Origin of the sequence: Paenarthrobacter sp. C1, from assembly GCF_049315185.1 — a bacterium.
In the GTDB taxonomy this organism is placed as follows: Bacteria; Actinomycetota; Actinomycetes; order Actinomycetales; family Micrococcaceae; genus Arthrobacter; species Arthrobacter nicotinovorans.
In genome coordinates this window covers 2,032,320-2,052,451 of sequence record NZ_CP186052.1, presented here as the reverse complement: position 1 = coordinate 2,052,451, position 20,132 = coordinate 2,032,320, and the positions used below count along the sequence as shown (strand labels likewise).

The following is a 20,132-nucleotide window of genomic DNA, read 5'->3' as shown; positions in this document are numbered from 1 at the left end:
GGATATGACTCCTCGCCATATTTCAACGACGGCTGCAACCTACTTCCACCGAATCTGGGCGAGCGACACACTGCGCTGGGACCTTCTTGCCATTACAGACCACAGCTTCTTTCGGTATGCGGCAGATGGCAACCCCATGCGTCAGTTCAGACGCACCTTTGACGGGACGTCCGACGAGCGATGGCCGATGGTATGAAACACGGACCATGGCGATGCGTCCAGCCCAGCTCTTGGGGCCACGGATTCTTAGAGGCCGAGCTCTTCGAGCACTGGGAGCTTGGCGCGGACCCAGTCGCGTGCCTCGGTGGCGCTGGGGGCGGGAAAGAGCCAGGCGTGCAAGTTCCTGCGCCTGCTCCAGCGTGACGGTCTTCAGCACGGTCCCGACCGCGGCCAACGAGCGCGCGGTCATGGACAGTGTGGTGACGCCCAGTCCGGTGAGGACGACAGCGAGAGCCGGGTCCGCGGCGGCCTCACCACAAACGCCGACGGGCTTGGCGGTACCCTCGCGGCCTGAGCTTTCCTGCGTCGCCCCTTCAACCGTGAGCTGCACCAGCCGCAGCACCGCGGGTTGCCACGGAGTGTTCAGGTCCGCGAGGGGGCCCAGCTGGCGGTCGGCGGCCATGGCGTACTGGGTGAGGTCGTTCGTGCCCAGGGACGCGAACCCGACTTCACGCAGCACGGTTGCGGCCGTCAGTGCGGCGGAGGGGACCTCCACCATTACGCCAGGCGTCTGGATTCCGGCAGCTGCGCAGAGCGAGGCAAAGCGTCCTGCCTCGGCGGCCGTGGAGATCATGGGAGCCATGACCCACACGTCAGCCTCGGATTCCGACGCGGCGCGGGCGATCGCCTCGAGCTGGCGTTCCAGGACGCCCGGGGTGGTGAAGTCGGTGCGGTAGCCGCGAACGCCCAGTGCAGGGTTGGGCTCGGTGGCATCCGTGAGGAAGGGGAGGGGCTTGTCGGCGCCGGCGTCCAAGGTGCGCGGCACAACCTTTTTGCTCGGGAACGCGTCAAACACGGCTTTGTAGGCGGCGGCCTGCTCATCCACGGAAGGTTCGGTGTCGCGCTCCAGGAAGCAGAATTCGGTGCGGAACAGGCCAACGCCCTGGGCGCCCAGCTTCGCAGCTGCCACGGCGTCCTTGGCTCCGCCCACGTTGGCGAGGAGCGGGACCAGGTGGCCGTCCGCCGTCGTGCCGTTTCCGTCGAATTCGGCCAGGGTGGCGGAGGTTTCCGCCCAAGCCGTAGCGGCCGCACGGTGCTCGTCCGTAGGTGAAACGGCCACAAAACCGGCTGCGCCGTCAACGTAGATCTCGGTTCCATCCGCAATGTCGTCAACACCATGTGCGGCAACGACGGCCGGCAGGCCGAGCGAGCGCGCGATGATCGCCGTGTGGGACTGCGGCCCGCCGCCTGAGGTCACCAGCGCCAGGACAACTGCGGGATTCAGGGTCGCAGTGTCGGCGGGAGCGAGATCCTCGGCTACCAGGATGAAGGGTGTTTCGGAGGACGGGATGCCCGGTGCGGGGACACCCCGGAGTTCAGCGACAATGCGTGCGCGGACATCCAGGACGTCGGTGGCGCGCTCGGCCATGTAGCCGCCCAGGTTGTGCAGCATTTCGGAGACCGATGCGCCGGCTTCCCAGATGGCCCGTTCTGCGGAGGTTCCGGCGTTGACGAGTTTGCCCGCCGACTTCAGCAGCATGGTGTCTTTGGCCATGAGGGCCGTGGCCTCAAGGACGGCTTTGCCGTCGCCGGAGGCGGTGTCCGCGCGCGCCTTGAGCTCGTCATGGACGGCTTGTGCAGCTGTCTTCAAACGCGCGACGGCGTCTTCCGGAGCGACGTCCGCGACCAGGCGTTCCCCCGACGGCGGTTCACTCACCGGCTTGGGCATCTGGCGGACGGAACCGGTGATGCGGCCAGGGCTTACCCCAACTCCTTGGAAACGACCTTGGGAAACGAGGGTGTCTCGCGTCGGAGTTCGTGGGTCTAACCAAAGACATGGAGTGTGCGCAGATACAGATGCTGTCATCGAGGTTCCAATCTTGTGGAGAAGGGTGCGAGTAATGAGGGAAAATCGGATCATTGAGTGGTTCTGGAGGGCACGCAATGACCGGTAAAAGTGACACGGCAGGCCCATAATCGGGGGCCTTAACACGGATTTCAGGTAGCCGCCACGGGTGGCCGTTCTGCCCGAAGATCCCCAGGGCTGCAGTATGAGGGGAACGCGGATCCGTCGCGTTCTTCCAGCGGCCGGACAGTCCCTCTTTCGCTATACAGGAACAACCAAAAATCTGTCGGGTAGTCCACGGGTTCCAGACGATGGTGGCCGTGAGCCGGGGTTGCCTGGGTAAGGAAGAATGCTACGTCCGTTTGTCGGTGGCAGGATGCTCCCATGCGGGTACGTGCGGGTACGTGCGGGTACGTGCAGGTTGGGCTTCGGTCATGGGCATTTCCTCACACGCTGATAGACGTAGTGTCCCCTTGTACACAGCGGTGCCAGGGGCTCCATCTCAGGTGTTGCCGAAAGTTACAATCCCGATGACTGGGCGAATAATCGCTGTCGTCTAACTTACCTGGGATTTGTCGGGCGCATCAGTCATTTTTTGCTGATGCGTCACCATTTAACGTGGAAGTAACATGGGGCGAGATTAATGTTCTCATTGCTAACCGCGAGTGCACGGCAAAGTCATAGGGTCGTTGCAACGCTCTGATTGATGGAGCGTTTTATGGTCAAGTTGTTCCCCAAGGCTGCGCGTACTGAGTTTCTTGATTTGGTGTGTGCGGGGATGCCTGTTCGTACTGCTGCCCGGCGTGTCGGGGCGGTGCACGCTACCGGGCACAATTGGTGGGTTCAGTCTGGCCTAATGATGACCGTGAACCGGGGTGCTACCGGAGGTCTTGCCGATCCTGCTCCTTCAGTCGGGGGCCCTGGCCGTGCGTTGGGTCTGGAAGCGAGGCATGATCCAGATGGGTGTGCGGATGGGCCTCAGTTACGCGAAGATCGGCGCATTGATCGGGCGGGATAAGTCCGTAGTTTGGCGGGAGGTCAAACGCCACACGAGCGCGGACGGGAAGTACTACGCCTCGGTCGCTCACGCCAAAGCGCATCAGGACAGGCGCCGTCCCAAACCCTTCAGGCTGGCCAAGGACGAGGGTTTGTGCCGGCTGATCGGCGTCTGGATGGATGACGGGTGGAGTCCGAAGCTGATCTCCTCGATGTTGGCGTATTACTTCGGTGACGATCAGACTATGCAGGTGAGCCACGAGACGATCTACCAGGCCCTTTACGTCCAAACCCGGGAACCTGCGGGCGGACCTGGCCGAAAAGCTCAGCCTGAAACGCAAACAACGCATCCCCACGGCACTGACCGGCGCGCCAACAGCCCCTATAAAGAGGCCTTCAAGATCAGCCAACGTCCCGCCGAGGTCCAGGACCGGGCAGTGCCCGGGCATTGGGAAGGTGACCTCATCATCGGCGCCAACGGGACAGCGATCGGAACCTTGGTGGAACGCTCAACCCGGTTCACGATCCTGCTGCACCTGCCAGGGGACCACACCGCGGAAACCGTTGCCGCCGCGATGATCCGGGAGATGGCCTCCCTCCCGGATCACCTGCGCCGGTCGATCACCTGGGACCGCGGCACCGAACTGGCCGACTACGCAAAAATCCAGACCGCTCTCGATACGACGATGTACTTCTGCGACCCGCACTCGCCCTGGCAGCGCGGCACCAACGAAAACACCAACCGGCTCCTGCGGTTCTGGTTCGAGAAAGGCACTGACCTTTCAGTGCACACCCCCGAGGACATCCGCCTGGTCGCAGCGAAACTCAACCGCCGCCCCAGACCAACACTGAACCTCGAGACCCCAGCCAACCGGCTAAACCAGCTGCTACAAGCGGCCTAACCCCCAGCGTTGCTCCCACCAATTGACTTTGCCGTGTTCGCGCTCTACACCGCGCACAGATCAGAACCCGGGCAGCCGAGACCGCACGCCACTACCATCGCAGCCCTGACCGGAGTTCTCGCAGAAAACAACATCACGATCCGCGACGGTATCTTCGTCGGAAAGGAGACCTACTCCCCTACGACAGTGAACCAGACCAGCAGATCCTCTTGCCCCTTAGCGCAACCGAGTATAGCCACGTCAACGCTGAATTTATCTACCGCGGCAGCAGCATCGCCCCCACCAACCAAATCACGCTGCCGCGGCCACCCCACCAAGCCGATGACGCCGCGGCCGTTGAGAATCGCGTAGCGGAGATCAGCATCTTGCAACCAGACGAAGCCATCGAAAAAGCCCACCAACTCTGGGCAACCCTGCTCGACACCAAGGACTACCCCACCGACGAGGACACCTTGACCCTGATCGCAAACTTCCAATTCCCCCATCCGCGACCAGCTCATGGCAGACATCCCAGGCATCGACGAACCAGCCCACCACATTCTCTTCGCCCAAACGCAAAGCGCACCTCAATGGTCACGCATCGAATGGGCCCAACAACTATTACTCCACGCCTACACCCGCACCAGCCCAGCACATGCAGCCCCAATCCTCACAACCATCGGCTACATCAACTGGTGGGAAGGCAGAGGATCCAAAGCCCACCAATTCCTCCAACTCGCCCTCGACACCGATCCCGGCTATCGCTTCGCCAGACTAAGCGACCAAATGCTCGGCGCAGGCATCATCGCTGGCTGGAACACAAGACGTGAAACGGCATACAAGACTCAACTCGACATGCCATGAGTCTCATCATCTCGGCAAGCGGTTCTGGCCATCCATTGCAAGGGAGTCCAGGATATGACTCCTCGCCATATTTCAACGACGGCTGCAACCTACTTCCACCGAATCTGGGCGAGCGACACACTGCGCTGGGACCTTCTTGCCATTACAGACCACAGCTTCTTTCGGTATGCGGCAGATGGCAACCCCATGCGTCAGTTCAGACGCACCTTTGACGGGACGTCCGACGAGCGATGGCCGATGGTATGAAACACGGACCATGGCGATGCGTCCAGCCCAGCTCTTGGGGCCACGGATTCTTAGAGGCCGAGCTCTTCGAGCACTGGGAGCTTGGCGCGGACCCAGTCGCGTGCCTCGGTGGCGCTGGGGGCGGAAAGAGCCAGGCGTGCAAGTTCCTGCGCCTGCTCCAGCGTGACGGTCTTCAGCACGGTCCCGACCGCGGCCAACGAGCGCGCGGTCATGGACAGTGTGGTGACGCCCAGTCCGGTGAGGACGACAGCGAGAGCCGGGTCCGCGGCGGCCTCACCACAAACGCCGACGGGCTTGGCGGTACCCTCGCGGCCTGAGCTTTCCTGCGTCGCCCCTTCAACCGTGAGCTGCACCAGCCGCAGCACCGCGGGTTGCCACGGAGTGTTCAGGTCCGCGAGGGGGCCCAGCTGGCGGTCGGCGGCCATGGCGTACTGGGTGAGGTCGTTCGTGCCCAGGGACGCGAACCCGACTTCACGCAGCACGGTTGCGGCCGTCAGTGCGGCGGAGGGGACCTCCACCATTACGCCAGGCGTCTGGATTCCGGCAGCTGCGCAGAGCGAGGCAAAGCGTCCTGCCTCGGCGGCCGTGGAGATCATGGGAGCCATGACCCACACGTCAGCCTCGGATTCCGACGCGGCGCGGGCGATCGCCTCGAGCTGGCGTTCCAGGACGCCCGGGGTGGTGAAGTCGGTGCGGTAGCCGCGAACGCCCAGTGCAGGGTTGGGCTCGGTGGCATCCGTGAGGAAGGGGAGGGGCTTGTCGGCGCCGGCGTCCAAGGTGCGCGGCACAACCTTTTTGCTCGGGAACGCGTCAAACACGGCTTTGTAGGCGGCGGCCTGCTCATCCACGGAAGGTTCGGTGTCGCGCTCCAGGAAGCAGAATTCGGTGCGGAACAGGCCAACGCCCTGGGCGCCCAGCTTCGCAGCTGCCACGGCGTCCTTGGCTCCGCCCACGTTGGCGAGGAGCGGGACCAGGTGGCCGTCCGCCGTCGTGCCGTTTCCGTCGAATTCGGCCAGGGTGGCGGAGGTTTCCGCCCAAGCCGTAGCGGCCGCACGGTGCTCGTCCGTAGGTGAAACGGCCCAAAACCGGCTGCGCCGTCAACGTAGATCTCGGTTCCATCCGCAATGTCGTCAACACCATGTGCGGCAACGACGGCCGGCAGGCCGAGCGAGCGCGCGATGATCGCCGTGTGGGACTGCGGCCCGCCGCCTGAGGTCACCAGCGCCAGGACAACTGCGGGATTCAGGGTCGCAGTGTCGGCGGGAGCGAGATCCTCGGCTACCAGGATGAAGGGTGTTTCGGAGGACGGGATGCCCGGTGCGGGGACACCCCGGAGTTCAGCGACAATGCGTGCGCGGACATCCAGGACGTCGGTGGCGCGCTCGGCCATGTAGCCGCCCAGGTTGTGCAGCATTTCGGAGACCGATGCGCCGGCTTCCCAGATGGCCCGTTCTGCGGAGGTTCCGGCGTTGACGAGTTTGCCCGCCGACTTCAGCAGCATGGTGTCTTTGGCCATGAGGGCCGTGGCCTCAAGGACGGCTTTGCCGTCGCCGGAGGCGGTGTCCGCGCGCGCCTTGAGCTCGTCATGGACGGCTTGTGCAGCTGTCTTCAAACGCGCGACGGCGTCTTCCGGAGCGACGTCCGCGACCAGGCGTTCCCCCGACGGCGGTTCACTCACCGGCTTGGGCATCTGGCGGACGGAACCGGTGATGCGGCCAGGGCTTACCCCAACTCCTTGGAAACGACCTTGGGAAACGAGGGTGTCTCGCGTCGGAGTTCGTGGGTCTAACCAAAGACATGGAGTGTGCGCAGATACAGATGCTGTCATCGAGGTTCCAATCTTGTGGAGAAGGGTGCGAGTAATGAGGGAAAATCGGATCATTGAGTGGTTCTGGAGGGCACGCAATGACCGGTAAAAGTGACACGGCAGGCCCATAATCGGGGGCCTTAACACGGATTTCAGGTAGCCGCCACGGGTGGCCGTTCTGCCCGAAGATCCCCAGGGCTGCAGTATGAGGGGAACGCGGATCCGTCGCGTTCTTCCAGCGGCCGGACAGTCCCTCTTTCGCTATACAGGAACAACCAAAAATCTGTCGGGTAGTCCACGGGTTCCAGACGATGGTGGCCGTGAGCCGGGGTTGCCTGGGTAAGGAAGAATGCTACGTCCGTTTGTCGGTGGCAGGATGCTCCCATGCGGGTACGTGCGGGTACGTGCGGGTACGTGCAGGTTGGGCTTCGGTCATGGGCATTTCCTCACACGCTGATAGACGTAGTGTCCCCTTGTACACAGCGGTGCCAGGGGCTCCATCTCAGGTGTTGCCGAAAGTTACAATCCCGATGACTGGGCGAATAATCGCTGTCGTCTAACTTACCTGGGATTTGTCGGGCGCATCAGTCATTTTTGCTGATGCGTCACCATTTAACGTGGAAGTAACATGGGGCGAGATTAATGTTCTCATTGCTAACCGCGAGTGCACGGCAAAGTCATAGGGTCGTTGCAACGCTCTGATTGATGGAGCGTTTTATGGTCAAGTTGTTCCCCAAGGCTGCGCGTACTGAGTTTCTTGATTTGGTGTGTGCGGGGATGCCTGTTCGTACTGCTGCCCGGCGTGTCGGGGCGGTGCACGCTACCGGGCACAATTGGTGGGTTCAGTCTGGCCTAATGATGACCGTGAACCGGGGTGCTACCGGAGGTCTTGCCGATCCTGCTCCTTCAGTCGGGGGCCCTGGCCGTGCGTTGGGTCTGGAAGAGCGAGGCATGATCCAGATGGGTGTGCGGATGGGCCTCAGTTACGCGAAGATCGGCGCATTGATCGGGCGGGATAAGTCCGTAGTTTGGCGGGAGGTCAAACGCCACACGAGCGCGGACGGGAAGTACTACGCCTCGGTCGCTCACGCCAAAGCGCATCAGGACAGGCGCCGTCCCAAACCCTTCAGGCTGGCCAAGGACGAGGGTTTGTGCCGGCTGATCGGCGTCTGGATGGATGACGGGTGGAGTCCGAAGCTGATCTCCTCGATGTTGGCGTATTACTTCGGTGACGATCAGACTATGCAGGTGAGCCACGAGACGATCTACCAGGCCCTTTACGTCCAAACCCGCGGGAACCTGCGGGCGGACCTGGCCGAAAAGCTCAGCCTGAAACGCAAACAACGCATCCCCCACGGCACTGACCGGCGCGCCAACAGCCCCTATAAAGAGGCCTTCAAGATCAGCCAACGTCCCGCCGAGGTCCAGGACCGGGCAGTGCCCGGGCATTGGGAAGGTGACCTCATCATCGGCGCCAACGGGACAGCGATCGGAACCTTGGTGGAACGCTCAACCCGGTTCACGATCCTGCTGCACCTGCCAGGGGACCACACCGCGGAAACCGTTGCCGCCGCGATGATCCGGGAGATGGCCTCCCTCCCGGATCACCTGCGCCGGTCGATCACCTGGGACCGCGGCACCGAACTGGCCGACTACGCAAAAATCCAGACCGCTCTCGATACGACGATGTACTTCTGCGACCCGCACTCGCCCTGGCAGCGCGGCACCAACGAAAACACCAACCGGCTCCTGCGGTTCTGGTTCGAGAAAGGCACTGACCTTTCAGTGCACACCCCCGAGGACATCCGCCTGGTCGCAGCGAAACTCAACCGCCGCCCCAGACCAACACTGAACCTCGAGACCCCAGCCAACCGGCTAAACCAGCTGCTACAAGCGGCCTAACCCCCAGCGTTGCTCCCACCAATTGACTTTGCCCACCGTCCCATCCCCCGAACTGACATCTTGAGTAGATCTGCTTTGCACCCTCTGAGAGGTCAGGCTGAACTAGTACTCAACCACGCCCCGCTCATCGCACATCCTGCTGGACGCGGGCGCGGTCCGGGTTTATGGGAGGACCTGGATCGGCATGATTTGGCAGGGTGATGCCTCCATGAAGTACGTGGTCCGAAAGATGAGCCGTTAGTACACCCCTGGAGGCGTCGATTTGGAGTCAATCGGACGAAACACATTGATGCGCCGATAAGTGGGGTGTAGGACCGGATCCAACATCTCCCCTGGCACAATTCCTCCGACACCTCACCCTGCCGAACCATCTTAGTGGGGCTCGGGTCGCCCCTACTTCCCGCCAGTGAGGTTGTACGTCTTCACTTGCATGAACTCACCCTCCGGTGTGAAGCCAACAACCACGTTGGTACCCAGGATGTGACGGTCTTTCCAACTGTTAACCGTACGCATCGGGAGTTCCAGGTTCTCCTGAGACAACAGCGCCTTTTCAACCGCTTGACCCTCAACGGACTTTGCGGACTTAATGGCATCGAAAAGTGCCCACATAGTCCAGTACGTTTCCTGCGCCTGGTGATTCTCGGGAAACGCTCCGGTCTTCTGCTTGTAGTCCTGAACGAACTTTCTGGCCTTGTCGCTGGCGTCTTCGCCCTCTGTGTATGCGCCTGAGGAATAGAAGACTCCTTGAGTGTTTCCTCCAAGGGCGTCTGTCAAATTGCGTGTTGCCCAGGTCGCATTGCCTATGACCGGCGTCGTCACTCCCGCCTTGCGCAACTGTGTAATCATCGTCGGCGCATCCGGGTACATCGTTGCAAGGAGAATCACGGGATTCGAGCCAGCACTGATCGACCTTTTGATGTCGCTGACGACGGCAGAAAAGTCAGTCTGTCCGGCAGTGAGGGCGGATCGCCCGAGCTCCTTCTGCCCGGTACCCTGACGGAAAGTCTTCTCAACGGTTTTGAAGTAAGGGTAGGCCTCGTTTGTCGCGTAATAGACGGAGTCGTAGCCTTGATCCTTCGCGAATACTGCCGCCGTCTCACCATTCAGGCTGGACATGCTGCCTCCCGTAGCGAACAAAGCCCCCACACCCGGGGCGTAATCGTCGCCTGAAGCTCCGGCAATACTGAAGATCCCCTCGCCCTGGGCGGTGAGGGCGGCTGGTGTTCCCAGGCCCTCGTTTGCCGGCGGAACCAAAATTTCGGCCCCACCACGGATGAGTTCACGGGCCACCTGTCTGCCAATTGCTGGATCTGATTTCGTGTCCTGAGTCACTAGTTTCACCTGGCATCCATTGATGCCACCCTCAGCATTGACCTGGTCGACAGCCAGCTGCTCAGCGTGAGAGCCTGCTGTGTCATAGAAGGCGAATCCACCACTGAGGGCTTTCGCGGAACCTATGGTTATGGATCCCTTGGAACAAAAGCCGTTGTCAGCTTCAGCATCGTCCTTATTGCCGACCGATCCACCTCCACAGCCCGTCAAGAACAATGAAGCACTAATTGTGGTTACGAACACGACCTTTGCCGGCCCTGTCCGCAAGTTGAACTTAAGATTCATGAAATTCCATTCATAGGAGAGCAGCTGTCGAAGCCTGCGGGGTTAGTCAAGGGATTCAATGCTGAACTTTGCATGATTTGACTCGCCCGAAGGTCAGGCCGTCAAGCAGGGGGTCGTGATACGAGCCCTGCAGATCAACCAACCCTGCCACTCCGGAAATCCCGGAGAGTGGCTGACGGGAATTGGCCAGGACGCGGCTGGGCGGAAGGTTGGGTGTACTCCCGCCTCAGAAGCATGGCGCCGATAACATGCTGCGGCGTTCAACAAAGAATTGCAGCCGTAGCATCAAGTGTCAATGATTACTTAACTCCCTCAAAAATTTACGGAGACTGCCGCGATGCAGCATTCGCCTGCGAACGTTCGCTGAAGGGTCCATGGGTGACCCGCCCCAGATGTGGTCACTCCCAAATAGAACTAAATATGTACAGTCACACTTGACACTGCACGCCACATTCCATGTAATGTGCATCACAACCTGAACTTTGTGATGGTTCGTCTGCGCATCATCATCCCAATAACCGAGCTCCTACACCGACGCCCACGGCAATTACCGTGTGATGTCTCCGAGTCAGAGAAACGTTGCTGTTTTTCAGGCTGGACTATCTGCTGGACCATGTCTTCGACGCTGCCCAAGACTTAGGCCTTTCTGACCTGTTGCCAAAAGGAGATACTTTTGAATTCCAAAAATTTACGTGGAGGCGACCGCGCCATCGTTAATAGAGTAATGTGGCGGATTGTGCCGTTTATCGGGCTGCTGTACTTTATATCCTTCATTGACCGTATCGCCATCAGCTATGCCGGCCCGCATGGAATGACAAAGGATCTGGAGATGACCGCCACGGTCTTTGGCCTGGCATCCGGTATATTCTTCGCCGGCTACATCCTGCTGGAGGTGCCCAGCAACCTTGCGTTGGCAAAGTACGGTGCCCGCAAATGGCTCACTCGCATCATAGTCAGTTGGGGCCTGGTTCAAACCCTTACGGCATTCGTCCCATCGGCCGAATGGCTCATTGTGGCCAGGTTCCTGCTTGGGGTCGCGGAAGCAGGATTCGTGCCAGGTGTGCTGATGTACCTCATGTTCTGGATTCCGAAGTCACGCCGGGTCTGGGCGTTTTCTCTATTCCTCCTGATTCCCTACCTGACCAACGCCGTCAGTGGCCCCGTTATGACGTGGCTGGCAACAATCTCGAAGGACATGATTCCAGGGTTCGCCGGGTGGCGGACAATGATGTTGATCACTGGGCTTATCGCCGTGGCTTCCGGCGTTGTCGCTTGGTTTATCCTGCTGGACTCGCCGAAGATGGCGCGCTGGTTGAATGATCACGAGCGGGACTCTCTGAACAAGGCCATCGCCAGGGAGGAGGATACTGCTCCCGAAGCCGTCAACCACAGCCCACTTGCCGGGTTGAAGAATCCCAACATCCTTCTTCTGTCGTTGGCCTTCTTTCCACTTCCGTTTGGCGTCTTCAGCCTGACCTTCTTCTTGCCCACGATCATCGCGGGCTTCAAGGAGCAGCTGGGAGTTGATATCTCCTCCACCACCCAGGCTGGGCTGAATGCTATTCCGTGGATCTGTGCGATCGTCGGCGCTTTGATATTCGGGGCATTTGCCGACCGGACAGGCCGACCGGGAGCGATCACCCTCATCGCCGCCAGCGTTGGTGCTGCCGGTGCCGTTGGAGCAGCACTGGTCGACAATCCGTATGCCCTCATAGCAATGTTGTCCACCGCCGCATTTGGCCTGTCCGCCATCGCGCCAACGCTCTTCGCGCTGGTGCCCAAGATCGTGGCCGGCGTGGCCGTGGCCGCTGCGACGGCGTTGGTGAACAGCCTGGGCAGCATTGGTGGATTCGTTGGCCCCTACCTCATGGGCTTCTTTACGGACCTCGCCGGTAGCCCCAAAGTTGTCTACTACATCTTGGGTACGCTGCTGATTCTGACTGGTGTCATTGCCTTCAAAATAGACAACCACCATCGGCGTACGCTGGGTGATCTCGCTCCGCAGTCTGAACACGTAGTGCAGACCGTGAGCAGCTAGTCCTAATTCAGGATTTCAATCGTAGCGGTTGCCTCTCTTACCCGGCTGCAAAACCTGGTAGGAGAGGCACCCGGCATTAACGGAGGGCCATCCCCTTATCCGGCAGCGGTCACGCTCTCTGATTGCGGGATCGGAGTTGAGATCCTTCCCCAAGAACCTTTGTGATAGGCAGGTGACGCCAGATCCTGGTAGCGGCTGTCGCCAAGGAACTCTGCGGCTTCGACGGGCCAGTTCGCTCTAACCAACGCGGCCCTGCCGATGTTGACGGCATCAGCTCGCCCTTCCGTCACCACAGATTCGGCAAGCTTCGGGTCCGTAATAGACCCTACTGCGGACACAAACAGACGTCCGAATTTGCTGCCGGACGTCAAGATGCCTTGCCCCGCTGGCAGGGCGGAATCTGCCGCAGACCTCAGCAGAGCCTCGGCCAGCGGTACCTGGTAGGCAGCCCCTCGGGGTCCGAGGTAGGAGTCTCCTATGCCTGCCGACGACGCATCCACCCAGTCGAGCCCCAGAGGAAGCAGCTCACGGATCAGGCGGATACTGTCTTCCACAGACCAACTTCCCTCAACCCAATCGGAGGCGGACAGCCGTAGTCCCAGGATCTTGTCCGCGGGCCACACCTCGCGCACTGCTTCGACAATCCTACGAAGCAGGCGGGTCCGGTTTTCAAACGAGCCTCCCCATTCGTCGGTCCGTCGGTTGGTTACGGGGGAAAGGAACTGGTGGATCAGGTAGCCGTGGGCCCCATGAATCTGAACAGCATCAAACCCGGCCTCGTCCGCCCGGCGCGCACTCGCAGCAAAGGCACCGATGAGTTCTTCGATTTCCTCAGGAGCCAGTGCACGAGTAGGTCCAACGGCCGTCACGGGCGGGATCCCGGACGGAGAAACAGTTTCCCAACCACCCTCGTTCAAGGGGATGGCGTCTTCGGCGTAGCCGGGGTGCCAAGGCCACGTTGAGGCCTTGGCACCTGCATGGCCGATTTGTATGGCGGGAACAGCGCCCTGCGAGCGGATGAAGGCGGAAATTGGAGCCCAGGCGTCCCTCTGGGCATCATTCCACAATCCGGTGTCTTGGTCGGAGATCCGCCCCTCCGGCAGCACGGCACTCGCCTCAGCAACCACCATTCCGAAACCACCTGCGGCCCGGGCGCCCAGATGTGCCAGATGCCATGGTCCTGGCACACCGTCCTTGGTGGTGACGTTGTACTGGCACATCGGTGGAAGGATCAATCGGTTGCGCAGGTTCTGGCCGGAAACTTTGATGGGGTCGAAGAGGATACTCATGGTTTTCACAACCACGCCAACGCCGATGGTATTCCAGAAGGCCGCTCCCCGCGACAGGCCGCGTACCGGTCAGGCCGTCGCAACAGCAACGTAAGAAGTTATCGACTTGGATGCAACCCCGCGGCGATGCATTCGTTCGTGTCCCGGGAAGAATGCAGGAGCCCAAATGGAAAAACAACTCAATGAGAGGCCAGCTGATGCTGGCCTCTCATTGAGTTGTGGCTGACGTGTTGCTGAGGTGTACTTACGCTGCAGCAAGTACCTTCAGTGCCGAGTTCCACTGGAAGACGGGGAGCTGCTCGTTGGCGGAGAGCAAAATATGGAGGAATCCGGTTTGCTCGAGCTGCTGGGCGCGGCGCTGAGGGCCAACGACCACAGGGTTAAGTCCGGCTGCGGCAACAAACTCGACGACTGCCTGAGTTGCGGCTTCGTCGTCGCCGGCGATCAGGACGTCCAAGGCGTGCCCTGCTACAGCGCCTTCGGCCAGGGTGGCGGCGAAGGTGGTGTTGAATGCCTTGACGACCTTAGCCGGGGTTGCTTTCTGCAGTTCTTCGGTTGCGGAGCTGCCGGCGGGCACAGCGAGGCCATCGAAGGTGGAAAAGTCCACCGGGTTGGTGATATCTATGTAGACCTTTCCGGTCAGCGAATCGCCGTAGCGGGTCACGATTTCCTTGGCGGCGTCAAAATAGACAGCCGGGATCACGATCTCGCCGGTGACGTCTTCTCCCACAACGCCAGTGGAAACGTCGACACCGAGATCTGCAGCGAGTGCATCTGCCTTGGCTTTGTCTTCGCGGGCGAGCAGCTGGACGCTCTTGCCGGCCGCAGCCGCACGGGTTACGAGGCCGCGGGCCATGTTGCCGGTTCCGATGATGGTGATGTCAGTCATTTTCTTCTTCTTTCCAAAAAGGCGGGACAGGAACTCGCAGGGAACTTCTTGTGCTGCTAGGACGAGTAATCTTACTTCAAGCTTCAACTATTGAAGCTTCAATTTACTATGGGGTCAACCGGCCTCCTGCCCCGGTCCTGATTGTTACGTTCTACGTCGTTCGCGGACAGCTGGCGGCGACGGGTGAAGACGCACGTAGATTTGATCACCGCGCGGCCCGGCTGGACGGTGTCGCGTGACAGGACCTAGCCGTCTACGGATGCCCACCAGAACCCGCGTACCGCTCCGGATCGCTGCTGCGGCGGCCTCGCATGACGCCAAGGCGGTTGATGACGCGCCGGCCCAGCGATTCGCCTGACAGTATTCCCAGGAGGCCAACAAGCGCGGGCCAGGGTGGAGCAGGAGCCTGAGCCTGAAGTGCGAAGTAAAGAGCACCCGCCACTGCGCCAGCACCGAACGATCCCCCGAACTGCAGGACGGTCCTCATGCGACCCACCACCGAAGGGCTCCATAGCCAATGAGCATCCCAGCCAACCCCAACAGTGCGATCGGTGGAGGAGCGGGGCTGCGGACCCGCATTGCCGCATAAGCCAATCCGACAAGAATGCCGGCCCCAAACGAAATGACAAGCTCCATATCTCCCCTTCGAGTTATCGAGTCGATGAATTTACCCAAGTAGAAAAATGCTGATCAACGCTGACGCGACACCGAAGCGTCGACGTCAAACGCTGCCCGTAGCTGCGATCCGACGAACCGCCTCGCTGCCAGCGCATTACCGATGATCCCGCCAAGGTAGAAGAAAGGATGTACCTGGCCGTTGAAGCGCACTGATGTCACCTCTGTCCCCGCGTCGGCCATGGCAAGCGCATAGGCTTCGCCTTCGTCGCGCAGAGGATCGCACTCCGCAGTAACAACTGTCGCTGCGGGCAGGTCGTTCAAGTCGGCGTTCCGCAAGGGTGACAGGCGCGGATCGGTCCTGTCGGCGTCACTGGCGTAAGTAGAGTAAAAGTACGCCAAATCCCGGGAGGTGAGGAAGTGGCCATCACCGTAATCCCTGTGGCTGTCCGTATCAGCACTTGCCAGGTCGGTTACCGGATATATGAGGACTTGATGCATCAGGCGAGGTTGATGTCTCCGAAGTTGTTGGGCTACAACAGCGGCCAGGTTCCCGCCAGCACTGTCTCCGGCCACGGCCACGCGGCGGACGTCGACATTCAAGCCGGAAGCCCCGTCCAGAACAGCTGAGACAACGTTGAGGGCATCCTCCAAGGCTGCCGGGAAAATGTCCTCGGGTGCCTTTCTATAGTCAACGCTGACCAGAACAGCACCCGAGCTGGCGGCTAAGTCCCGGGCTGTAGTGTCGGCGAGCTCCAAATCCCCCAGGACCCATCCCCCGCCGTGAAAATACACCACCACCGGCAGTGGTTCGTTACTTTTGACCGGACGGTAGACCCTGACAGGGACCCCACGTACGGTGCAGTCCTGCACATCATTGACTGCTGTTTTGTCGCCGGTTAGCGGGACCGCCTGGTCCAGATCGGCACGGTTCTGCTCCGCGGTTTGCGTATCAAGCGGAGGCGCGCCAGCTACTATCTCCAGAAATTTCCGGGCATCAGGGTGGACAGACAAACCGTCTCCTCTTTCACATTTCGCAGCTTTGTGAAGCATTTTCAGTATTTGTTAACACGGTTGTTACTCCGAAGGAAGATCACCGGACGGGTCGACGTCGCCGGCTTCTCGCCAAACGTCAGGTGCGACGGCCGCAGTATCTGCCCTCGATCCGACCCCGACCCGCTTTCCATAGGCTAATTCCTCAGCTCAGGTACCGCTCGGTACTTCACACTCGCTCGGGACGGTCTCGGGAGTCCATGGATCAAACTGACGAGTTCGCGGCGTAGTGCGCACGGTCACACTTGTAAAGCTATACTGAATTTATAGGGGCGGCAAGCGTGTAGTAACACTTTATGCATACCCTGTCGCGGTCATTCCCCTGCGCCGTCGGGCCCCGTCCGGGGCCTGCCTCTGGCCGAGGGCGTGCGGTCCCAGTGCCAATTAATGGCTATTTAACATGCAATCAACAGGAGAGATATAGACATGGACAGACTTCGTATTGGGGCCATCGGACTGGGAATGGTTGGCTCAGCGCAGGTCGCGACAATCGTGCAATCTGTCGCCGCCGGCGAGTTGGTCGCGGTGTTCGATATAGATACTGCTCGGGCCAAGTCGATTGCCAGTGAATTACCGGGAAACGTGCGCGTCATGGACAGCGCCGATGAGCTGATCGCCTCAGGCGAGGTCGACGCCGTCGTGATTGCCTCCAGTGCGTCCACGCATTTGGACTTGGTCCTGGCCTGCGTCGAGCACAGGAAACCGGTCTTTTGCGAAAAGCCTCTGGCCCTGACAGGCGCGGACTGTGAAATGATCCTTGACGCCGAGATCAATGCCGGACGTCGCTTCGTCCAGGTTGGATTCATGCGCCGTTTTGATACCGCCTTTGTGGATCTTAAGGCAGCGGTTGACGCCGGGGACCTGGGCGAGGTGGTGGCCCTGCACTGCGTTCACCGGGCAGCCGACGTGCCGGAGTCCTTTACGTCCACAATGCACACTACGGAAGCCGTAGTGCATGAAGTCGACAGCACGAGGTGGTTGCTTGAGGACGAAGTGGTTGAGGTCAGGGTGGTCGGCCCCGCCGGTCGGTCAGGGGTAGAAGAGTGGCTTGACCCTCAATTCTTCACTTTCCGCACTGCAGGCGGAGTCATCGTAGACACGGAAGTGTTCCTTCGAGCAGGTTACGGCTACGAGATCGGCTGCGATGTTGTGGGACGCAAAGGCGTCGCCCGTCTGACAAACGACCTTCCGGTAGCTGTGAGTCTTGATTTCAAGCAGTCGGGCGTTCGTGAAAAGGACTTCACAGTTCGATTTGGCGACTCCTACCGCCGCGAACTTTCAGCATGGGCGGCGGACGCAGTCAAGGGTGTCGTTACGGGGCCGAATGCGTGGGACGGTTATGCTGCCGCGGCGGTCACCGATGCGTGCATCGAATCGCTACGCATGGGTACCACTGTTTCCGTGGGGTTACGCCCCCGTCCTTCGCTGTATAAGGACTGACGCAATCCGCTGGTGCCCCCGTCCTGCGGGCGGCACGACGCACGGAGCGCCGGTCATGTTGGATATGACCGGCGCTCCAGCTCAGCAGTTAATTTGAAGAATCTGACTCAGAGTCTGTTCTCGTCGACCATCCGGGCCACGTGCAATGTCAGGTAAGTTACCTCATCCGGCGTTAGTGGCTCACCGAGCCTGAGCTCCAGAACCGTCTGCAGTTTGAGGGCCGTAGCGTAAGCGTCCGGATACGACTCATTGATGGCAGCACGCAACTTGCCCGCCCCTTCTTCCAGCTGCTTGCCTGAATTGGCCCGAACAAAGAAGTACCGCAGGTGGGTTATGAAACGGGCCGCATTGACCGTGTTTCGATCGAAGGCACGTCCGTAGGCCTGTTCCAGAACCTCGAAGAGCTGGGTGAAGAGCCCCGTCATCTGATACGTGTAGGAGAGGTCTCCCGTGGCGAAGCCCGCGTTCACCAGGTGCAGAGCGATCGCCACGGCCTCGTTGTCGTCCAGCGGTTCCTCCAGACGCGAGTTCACAAACCAAAGAATGCGTTGGGCCGCCCGCAGTTCTGACGGGTAGAGATGTGTCACTTCCGCTCGGAGCGGGTACTCGAAGTCCAAGCCCATCCGTCGCCGTTTAATTGCGAAGCTGAGGTGGTCTGCCAACGCCACAGAAAGCACGGTACTTCCTGGAATGCTCATCTCTGCACGTCCAGCCTCAAGAGCCCGCTCCGCCAGCTGGAGGTGTTCCGGAGGGATGGCCGCAACCATGGCCCCGAGGTTGTCAGGGTCCCGGCCATCCTCTGGAACGAAAGTCCGCAGCACTTTCGTTAGGTCAACCAATTGCCCGGGTTTCGCTTGGAACCCCAGGCCACGGCCGGTGAGTATCACCTCCCTGCCGTCAGGGTCCCGCGAAAGAACCACATTGTTGTTGAAGACGCGCAGGACTTCCACGTCATAACTCCTGCCTTGGAAAGAGGAATAAAAAGGCGGGGCAGGATGCCCCGCCCTTTTGGCGTCATGCGGCTGAGCCGTCCAATATTGCGCCGTTGCTTGCGATGACCTCCCGGTACCAGTCGAACGACTTCTTTCGGTATCGTTCCAGGCTGCCTGTGCCGTCGTCGTTCCGGTCCACGTAGATGAAACCGTATCGCTTGCTCAGCTGGGCGGTTCCCGCACTCACGATGTCAATACAACCCCATGAGGTATATCCGAGGACGTGTGCTCCATCCGCTATGGCCTCCCGGACCTGGACCAAGTGATCGTTCATATAGTCGATCCGATAGTCATCCTCAACGGTCAAGGATCCGTCGACGTCCACGAGGACGTCTTTAGCACCTATTCCATTCTCGACGACGAAGAGTGGTTTCTGCCACCGTTCCCAATAATCGTTGATTATCACCCGCAAACCCTGGGGATCAATCTGCCATCCCCATTCGGAGGCCTCGAGTGTCGGGTTCGGTACGCCACCCATGAGATTTCCAGGGCCTTTGGCAATCGTGGCATCGGCCGACTCGCAGATACTCATGTAGTAGCTGAAGGAAACAAAGTCCACGGTATTGGTGAGATCGTCACGGTCCTGGTCCGTAATCTCGAGTTCGATTCCGTTGTCCCTGAAGTGCCGCAGGAGATAACCGGGATAGATCCCACGACAATGAATATCACCGAATGCATAGCTGGCATGCGCGGTGTGCATAGCCTGGACAACATCATCTGGAGAGGGAGTAAGCGGGTATACCGGATGGGCAACGATCATGCACCCGATCTTGGCGGCAGGCATCAGTTCGTGGGCCATGCGTGTAACCCGGCCCGATGCAACGAGCTCATGGTGAATGGCTTGGTAAAGGTCCTGTTCAGTCAGTTCATCCCGGGGTATGGGAATTCCGCCGGAAATAAACGGCTCATGAATGATCGAGTTGATCTCATTGAACGTCAGCCAGTACTTAACCCGGCTGCCGAACCGCTCAAAGAGCACCTGACAGTACCGTTCGTAGAAGCCAATCAGTTTGCGGTTGGTCCACCCGCCGTAGGTGCGGGCCAAGTTCAAAGGAGTTTCGTAGTGGCTAAGGGTCACCAGCGGCTCAATACCGTGCTTCTCCAACTCGTCAAGGACGCGATCGTAGAATTCCAGGCCCTCCTCGTTCGGCTCACTGTTGTCCCCTTCGGGGAAGATACGGCTCCATGCGATGGAGAAGCGGTAGACCTTGAAGCCCATCTCGGCAAACAACGCGATGTCCTCCGCGTAGCGGTGGTAGAAGTCAATGCCCACCTGCTTGAGGTTGTCCGGCGTCGGACCCTCCGTGGGCGGCGAGGTTATGCCCTTGGGCATCACGTCCTGGATAGATAACCCCTTGCCGCCCCCGGCGTACTCACCCTCCATCTGGTTGGCGGCAGTTGCACCGCCCCAGAGAAATCCTTCCGGAAACGGTCCGCGCGCGGGGTTTACAGATGCGTGGCTCATGCTGGAGTCCTTTCGTCCGGTTTCACGCGTTGC

General features: G+C 60.2%; 13 protein-coding genes and 3 pseudogenes. 5 read left to right on the top strand and 11 right to left on the bottom strand.

The window, feature by feature from the left end; translation table 11 throughout:
- Positions 1–246: 246 nt before the first annotated feature.
- Positions 247–1,888 (bottom strand): annotated as a pseudogene (gene ptsP / locus ACNAOU_RS09650) (phosphoenolpyruvate--protein phosphotransferase).
- A gap of 1,067 nt (positions 1,889–2,955) precedes the next feature.
- Here ptsP (ACNAOU_RS09650) and ACNAOU_RS09645 point away from each other — a divergent pair.
- The gene (locus tag ACNAOU_RS09645) at positions 2,956–3,903 is read left to right on the top strand and encodes an IS30 family transposase (RefSeq protein WP_422758527.1); all 948 of its coding nucleotides are present in this window, start codon (positions 2,956–2,958) and stop codon (positions 3,901–3,903) included.
- Between the two features lie 170 nt (positions 3,904–4,073).
- Here ACNAOU_RS09645 and ACNAOU_RS09640 read toward each other — a convergent pair whose 3' ends face one another.
- Positions 4,074–4,403 (bottom strand): hypothetical protein, encoded by a 330-nt coding sequence (locus ACNAOU_RS09640; protein WP_422758526.1) that lies wholly within the window; start codon positions 4,401–4,403, stop codon positions 4,074–4,076.
- On the opposite strand from ACNAOU_RS09640, the gene ACNAOU_RS09635 reads away from it, so the two are divergent.
- Positions 4,402–4,746, top strand: a complete 345-nt coding sequence (locus tag ACNAOU_RS09635; protein ID WP_422758525.1) for a DUF4192 family protein — start codon at positions 4,402–4,404, stop codon at positions 4,744–4,746. The two genes, ACNAOU_RS09640 and ACNAOU_RS09635, sit on opposite strands and share 2 nt — an antisense overlap.
- Positions 4,747–5,042: 296 nt before the next feature.
- On the opposite strand, the pseudogene ptsP (ACNAOU_RS09630) reads toward ACNAOU_RS09635, so the two are convergent.
- A pseudogene (gene ptsP / locus ACNAOU_RS09630) lies at positions 5,043–6,682 on the bottom strand (phosphoenolpyruvate--protein phosphotransferase).
- Positions 6,683–7,516: 834 nt separating this feature from the next.
- Here ptsP (ACNAOU_RS09630) and ACNAOU_RS09625 point away from each other — a divergent pair.
- Positions 7,517–8,701, top strand: a complete 1,185-nt coding sequence (locus ACNAOU_RS09625) for an IS30 family transposase (RefSeq protein ID WP_039243563.1) — start codon at positions 7,517–7,519, stop codon at positions 8,699–8,701.
- Between the two features lie 393 nt (positions 8,702–9,094).
- Here ACNAOU_RS09625 and ACNAOU_RS09620 read toward each other — a convergent pair whose 3' ends face one another.
- Positions 9,095–10,318, bottom strand: a complete 1,224-nt coding sequence (locus ACNAOU_RS09620; RefSeq protein WP_422758524.1) for an ABC transporter substrate-binding protein — start codon at positions 10,316–10,318, stop codon at positions 9,095–9,097.
- A 673-nt stretch (positions 10,319–10,991) separates the two neighbouring features.
- Here ACNAOU_RS09620 and ACNAOU_RS09615 point away from each other — a divergent pair.
- Entirely contained in the window at positions 10,992–12,356 is a 1,365-nt protein-coding gene (locus ACNAOU_RS09615) for an MFS transporter (RefSeq protein ID WP_422758523.1), read from the top strand.
- Positions 12,357–12,451: 95 nt separating this feature from the next.
- On the opposite strand, the gene ACNAOU_RS09610 is transcribed toward ACNAOU_RS09615, so the two are convergent.
- From ACNAOU_RS09610 to ACNAOU_RS09590, 5 genes and pseudogenes are all read right to left on the bottom strand, one after another.
- Entirely contained in the window at positions 12,452–13,645 is a 1,194-nt protein-coding gene (locus ACNAOU_RS09610; RefSeq protein WP_422758522.1) for an NADH:flavin oxidoreductase/NADH oxidase, read from the bottom strand.
- A 244-nt stretch (positions 13,646–13,889) separates the two neighbouring features.
- A complete protein-coding gene (locus ACNAOU_RS09605; protein ID WP_422758521.1) occupies positions 13,890–14,534 on the bottom strand; it encodes an NADPH-dependent F420 reductase in 645 nt (214 codons plus the stop codon).
- Between the two features lie 397 nt (positions 14,535–14,931).
- Positions 14,932–15,021 (bottom strand): annotated as a pseudogene (locus tag ACNAOU_RS09600) (hypothetical protein); the annotation flags it as partial.
- Complete coding sequence (locus ACNAOU_RS09595; RefSeq protein WP_422758671.1) at positions 15,018–15,113, bottom strand: DUF1427 family protein; 96 nt, start codon at positions 15,111–15,113, stop codon at positions 15,018–15,020. The pseudogene ACNAOU_RS09600 and the gene ACNAOU_RS09595, both read right to left, overlap by 4 nt.
- Positions 15,114–15,224: 111 nt before the next feature.
- The gene (locus ACNAOU_RS09590; protein ID WP_422758520.1) at positions 15,225–15,947 is read right to left on the bottom strand and encodes an alpha/beta hydrolase; all 723 of its coding nucleotides are present in this window, start codon (positions 15,945–15,947) and stop codon (positions 15,225–15,227) included.
- 681 nt (positions 15,948–16,628) lie between these two features.
- Between ACNAOU_RS09590 and ACNAOU_RS09585 the strand changes: the two genes are divergently transcribed.
- A complete protein-coding gene (locus ACNAOU_RS09585) occupies positions 16,629–17,642 on the top strand; it encodes a Gfo/Idh/MocA family oxidoreductase (RefSeq protein WP_422758519.1) in 1,014 nt (337 codons plus the stop codon).
- A 107-nt stretch (positions 17,643–17,749) separates the two neighbouring features.
- On the opposite strand, the gene ACNAOU_RS09580 is transcribed toward ACNAOU_RS09585, so the two are convergent.
- Entirely contained in the window at positions 17,750–18,592 is an 843-nt protein-coding gene (locus ACNAOU_RS09580) for a PRD domain-containing protein (RefSeq protein ID WP_422758518.1), read from the bottom strand.
- A gap of 64 nt (positions 18,593–18,656) precedes the next feature.
- Complete coding sequence (locus tag ACNAOU_RS09575) at positions 18,657–20,099, bottom strand: glycoside hydrolase family 1 protein (RefSeq protein WP_422758517.1); 1,443 nt, start codon at positions 20,097–20,099, stop codon at positions 18,657–18,659.
- Between the last annotated feature and the right edge of the window lie 33 nt (positions 20,100–20,132).

What these genes read in the sequence shown, in the direction of transcription:
- ACNAOU_RS09645 (WP_422758527.1), top strand. Translation starts at nt 2,956, where the DNA reads ATGATCCAGATGGGTGTGCGGATGGGCCTCAGTTACGCGAAGATCGGC.
- ACNAOU_RS09635 (WP_422758525.1), top strand. Translation starts at nt 4,402, where the DNA reads ATGGCAGACATCCCAGGCATCGACGAACCAGCCCACCACATTCTCTTC.
- ACNAOU_RS09640 (WP_422758526.1), bottom strand. Translation starts at nt 4,403, where the DNA reads ATGAGCTGGTCGCGGATGGGGGAATTGGAAGTTTGCGATCAGGGTCAA.
- ACNAOU_RS09625 (WP_039243563.1), top strand. Translation starts at nt 7,517, where the DNA reads ATGGTCAAGTTGTTCCCCAAGGCTGCGCGTACTGAGTTTCTTGATTTG.
- ACNAOU_RS09620 (WP_422758524.1), bottom strand. Translation starts at nt 10,318, where the DNA reads ATGAATCTTAAGTTCAACTTGCGGACAGGGCCGGCAAAGGTCGTGTTC.
- ACNAOU_RS09610 (WP_422758522.1), bottom strand. Translation starts at nt 13,645, where the DNA reads ATGAGTATCCTCTTCGACCCCATCAAAGTTTCCGGCCAGAACCTGCGC.
- ACNAOU_RS09605 (WP_422758521.1), bottom strand. Translation starts at nt 14,534, where the DNA reads ATGACTGACATCACCATCATCGGAACCGGCAACATGGCCCGCGGCCTC.
- ACNAOU_RS09595 (WP_422758671.1), bottom strand. Translation starts at nt 15,113, where the DNA reads ATGCGGGTCCGCAGCCCCGCTCCTCCACCGATCGCACTGTTGGGGTTG.
- ACNAOU_RS09585 (WP_422758519.1), top strand. Translation starts at nt 16,629, where the DNA reads ATGGACAGACTTCGTATTGGGGCCATCGGACTGGGAATGGTTGGCTCA.
- ACNAOU_RS09575 (WP_422758517.1), bottom strand. Translation starts at nt 20,099, where the DNA reads ATGAGCCACGCATCTGTAAACCCCGCGCGCGGACCGTTTCCGGAAGGA.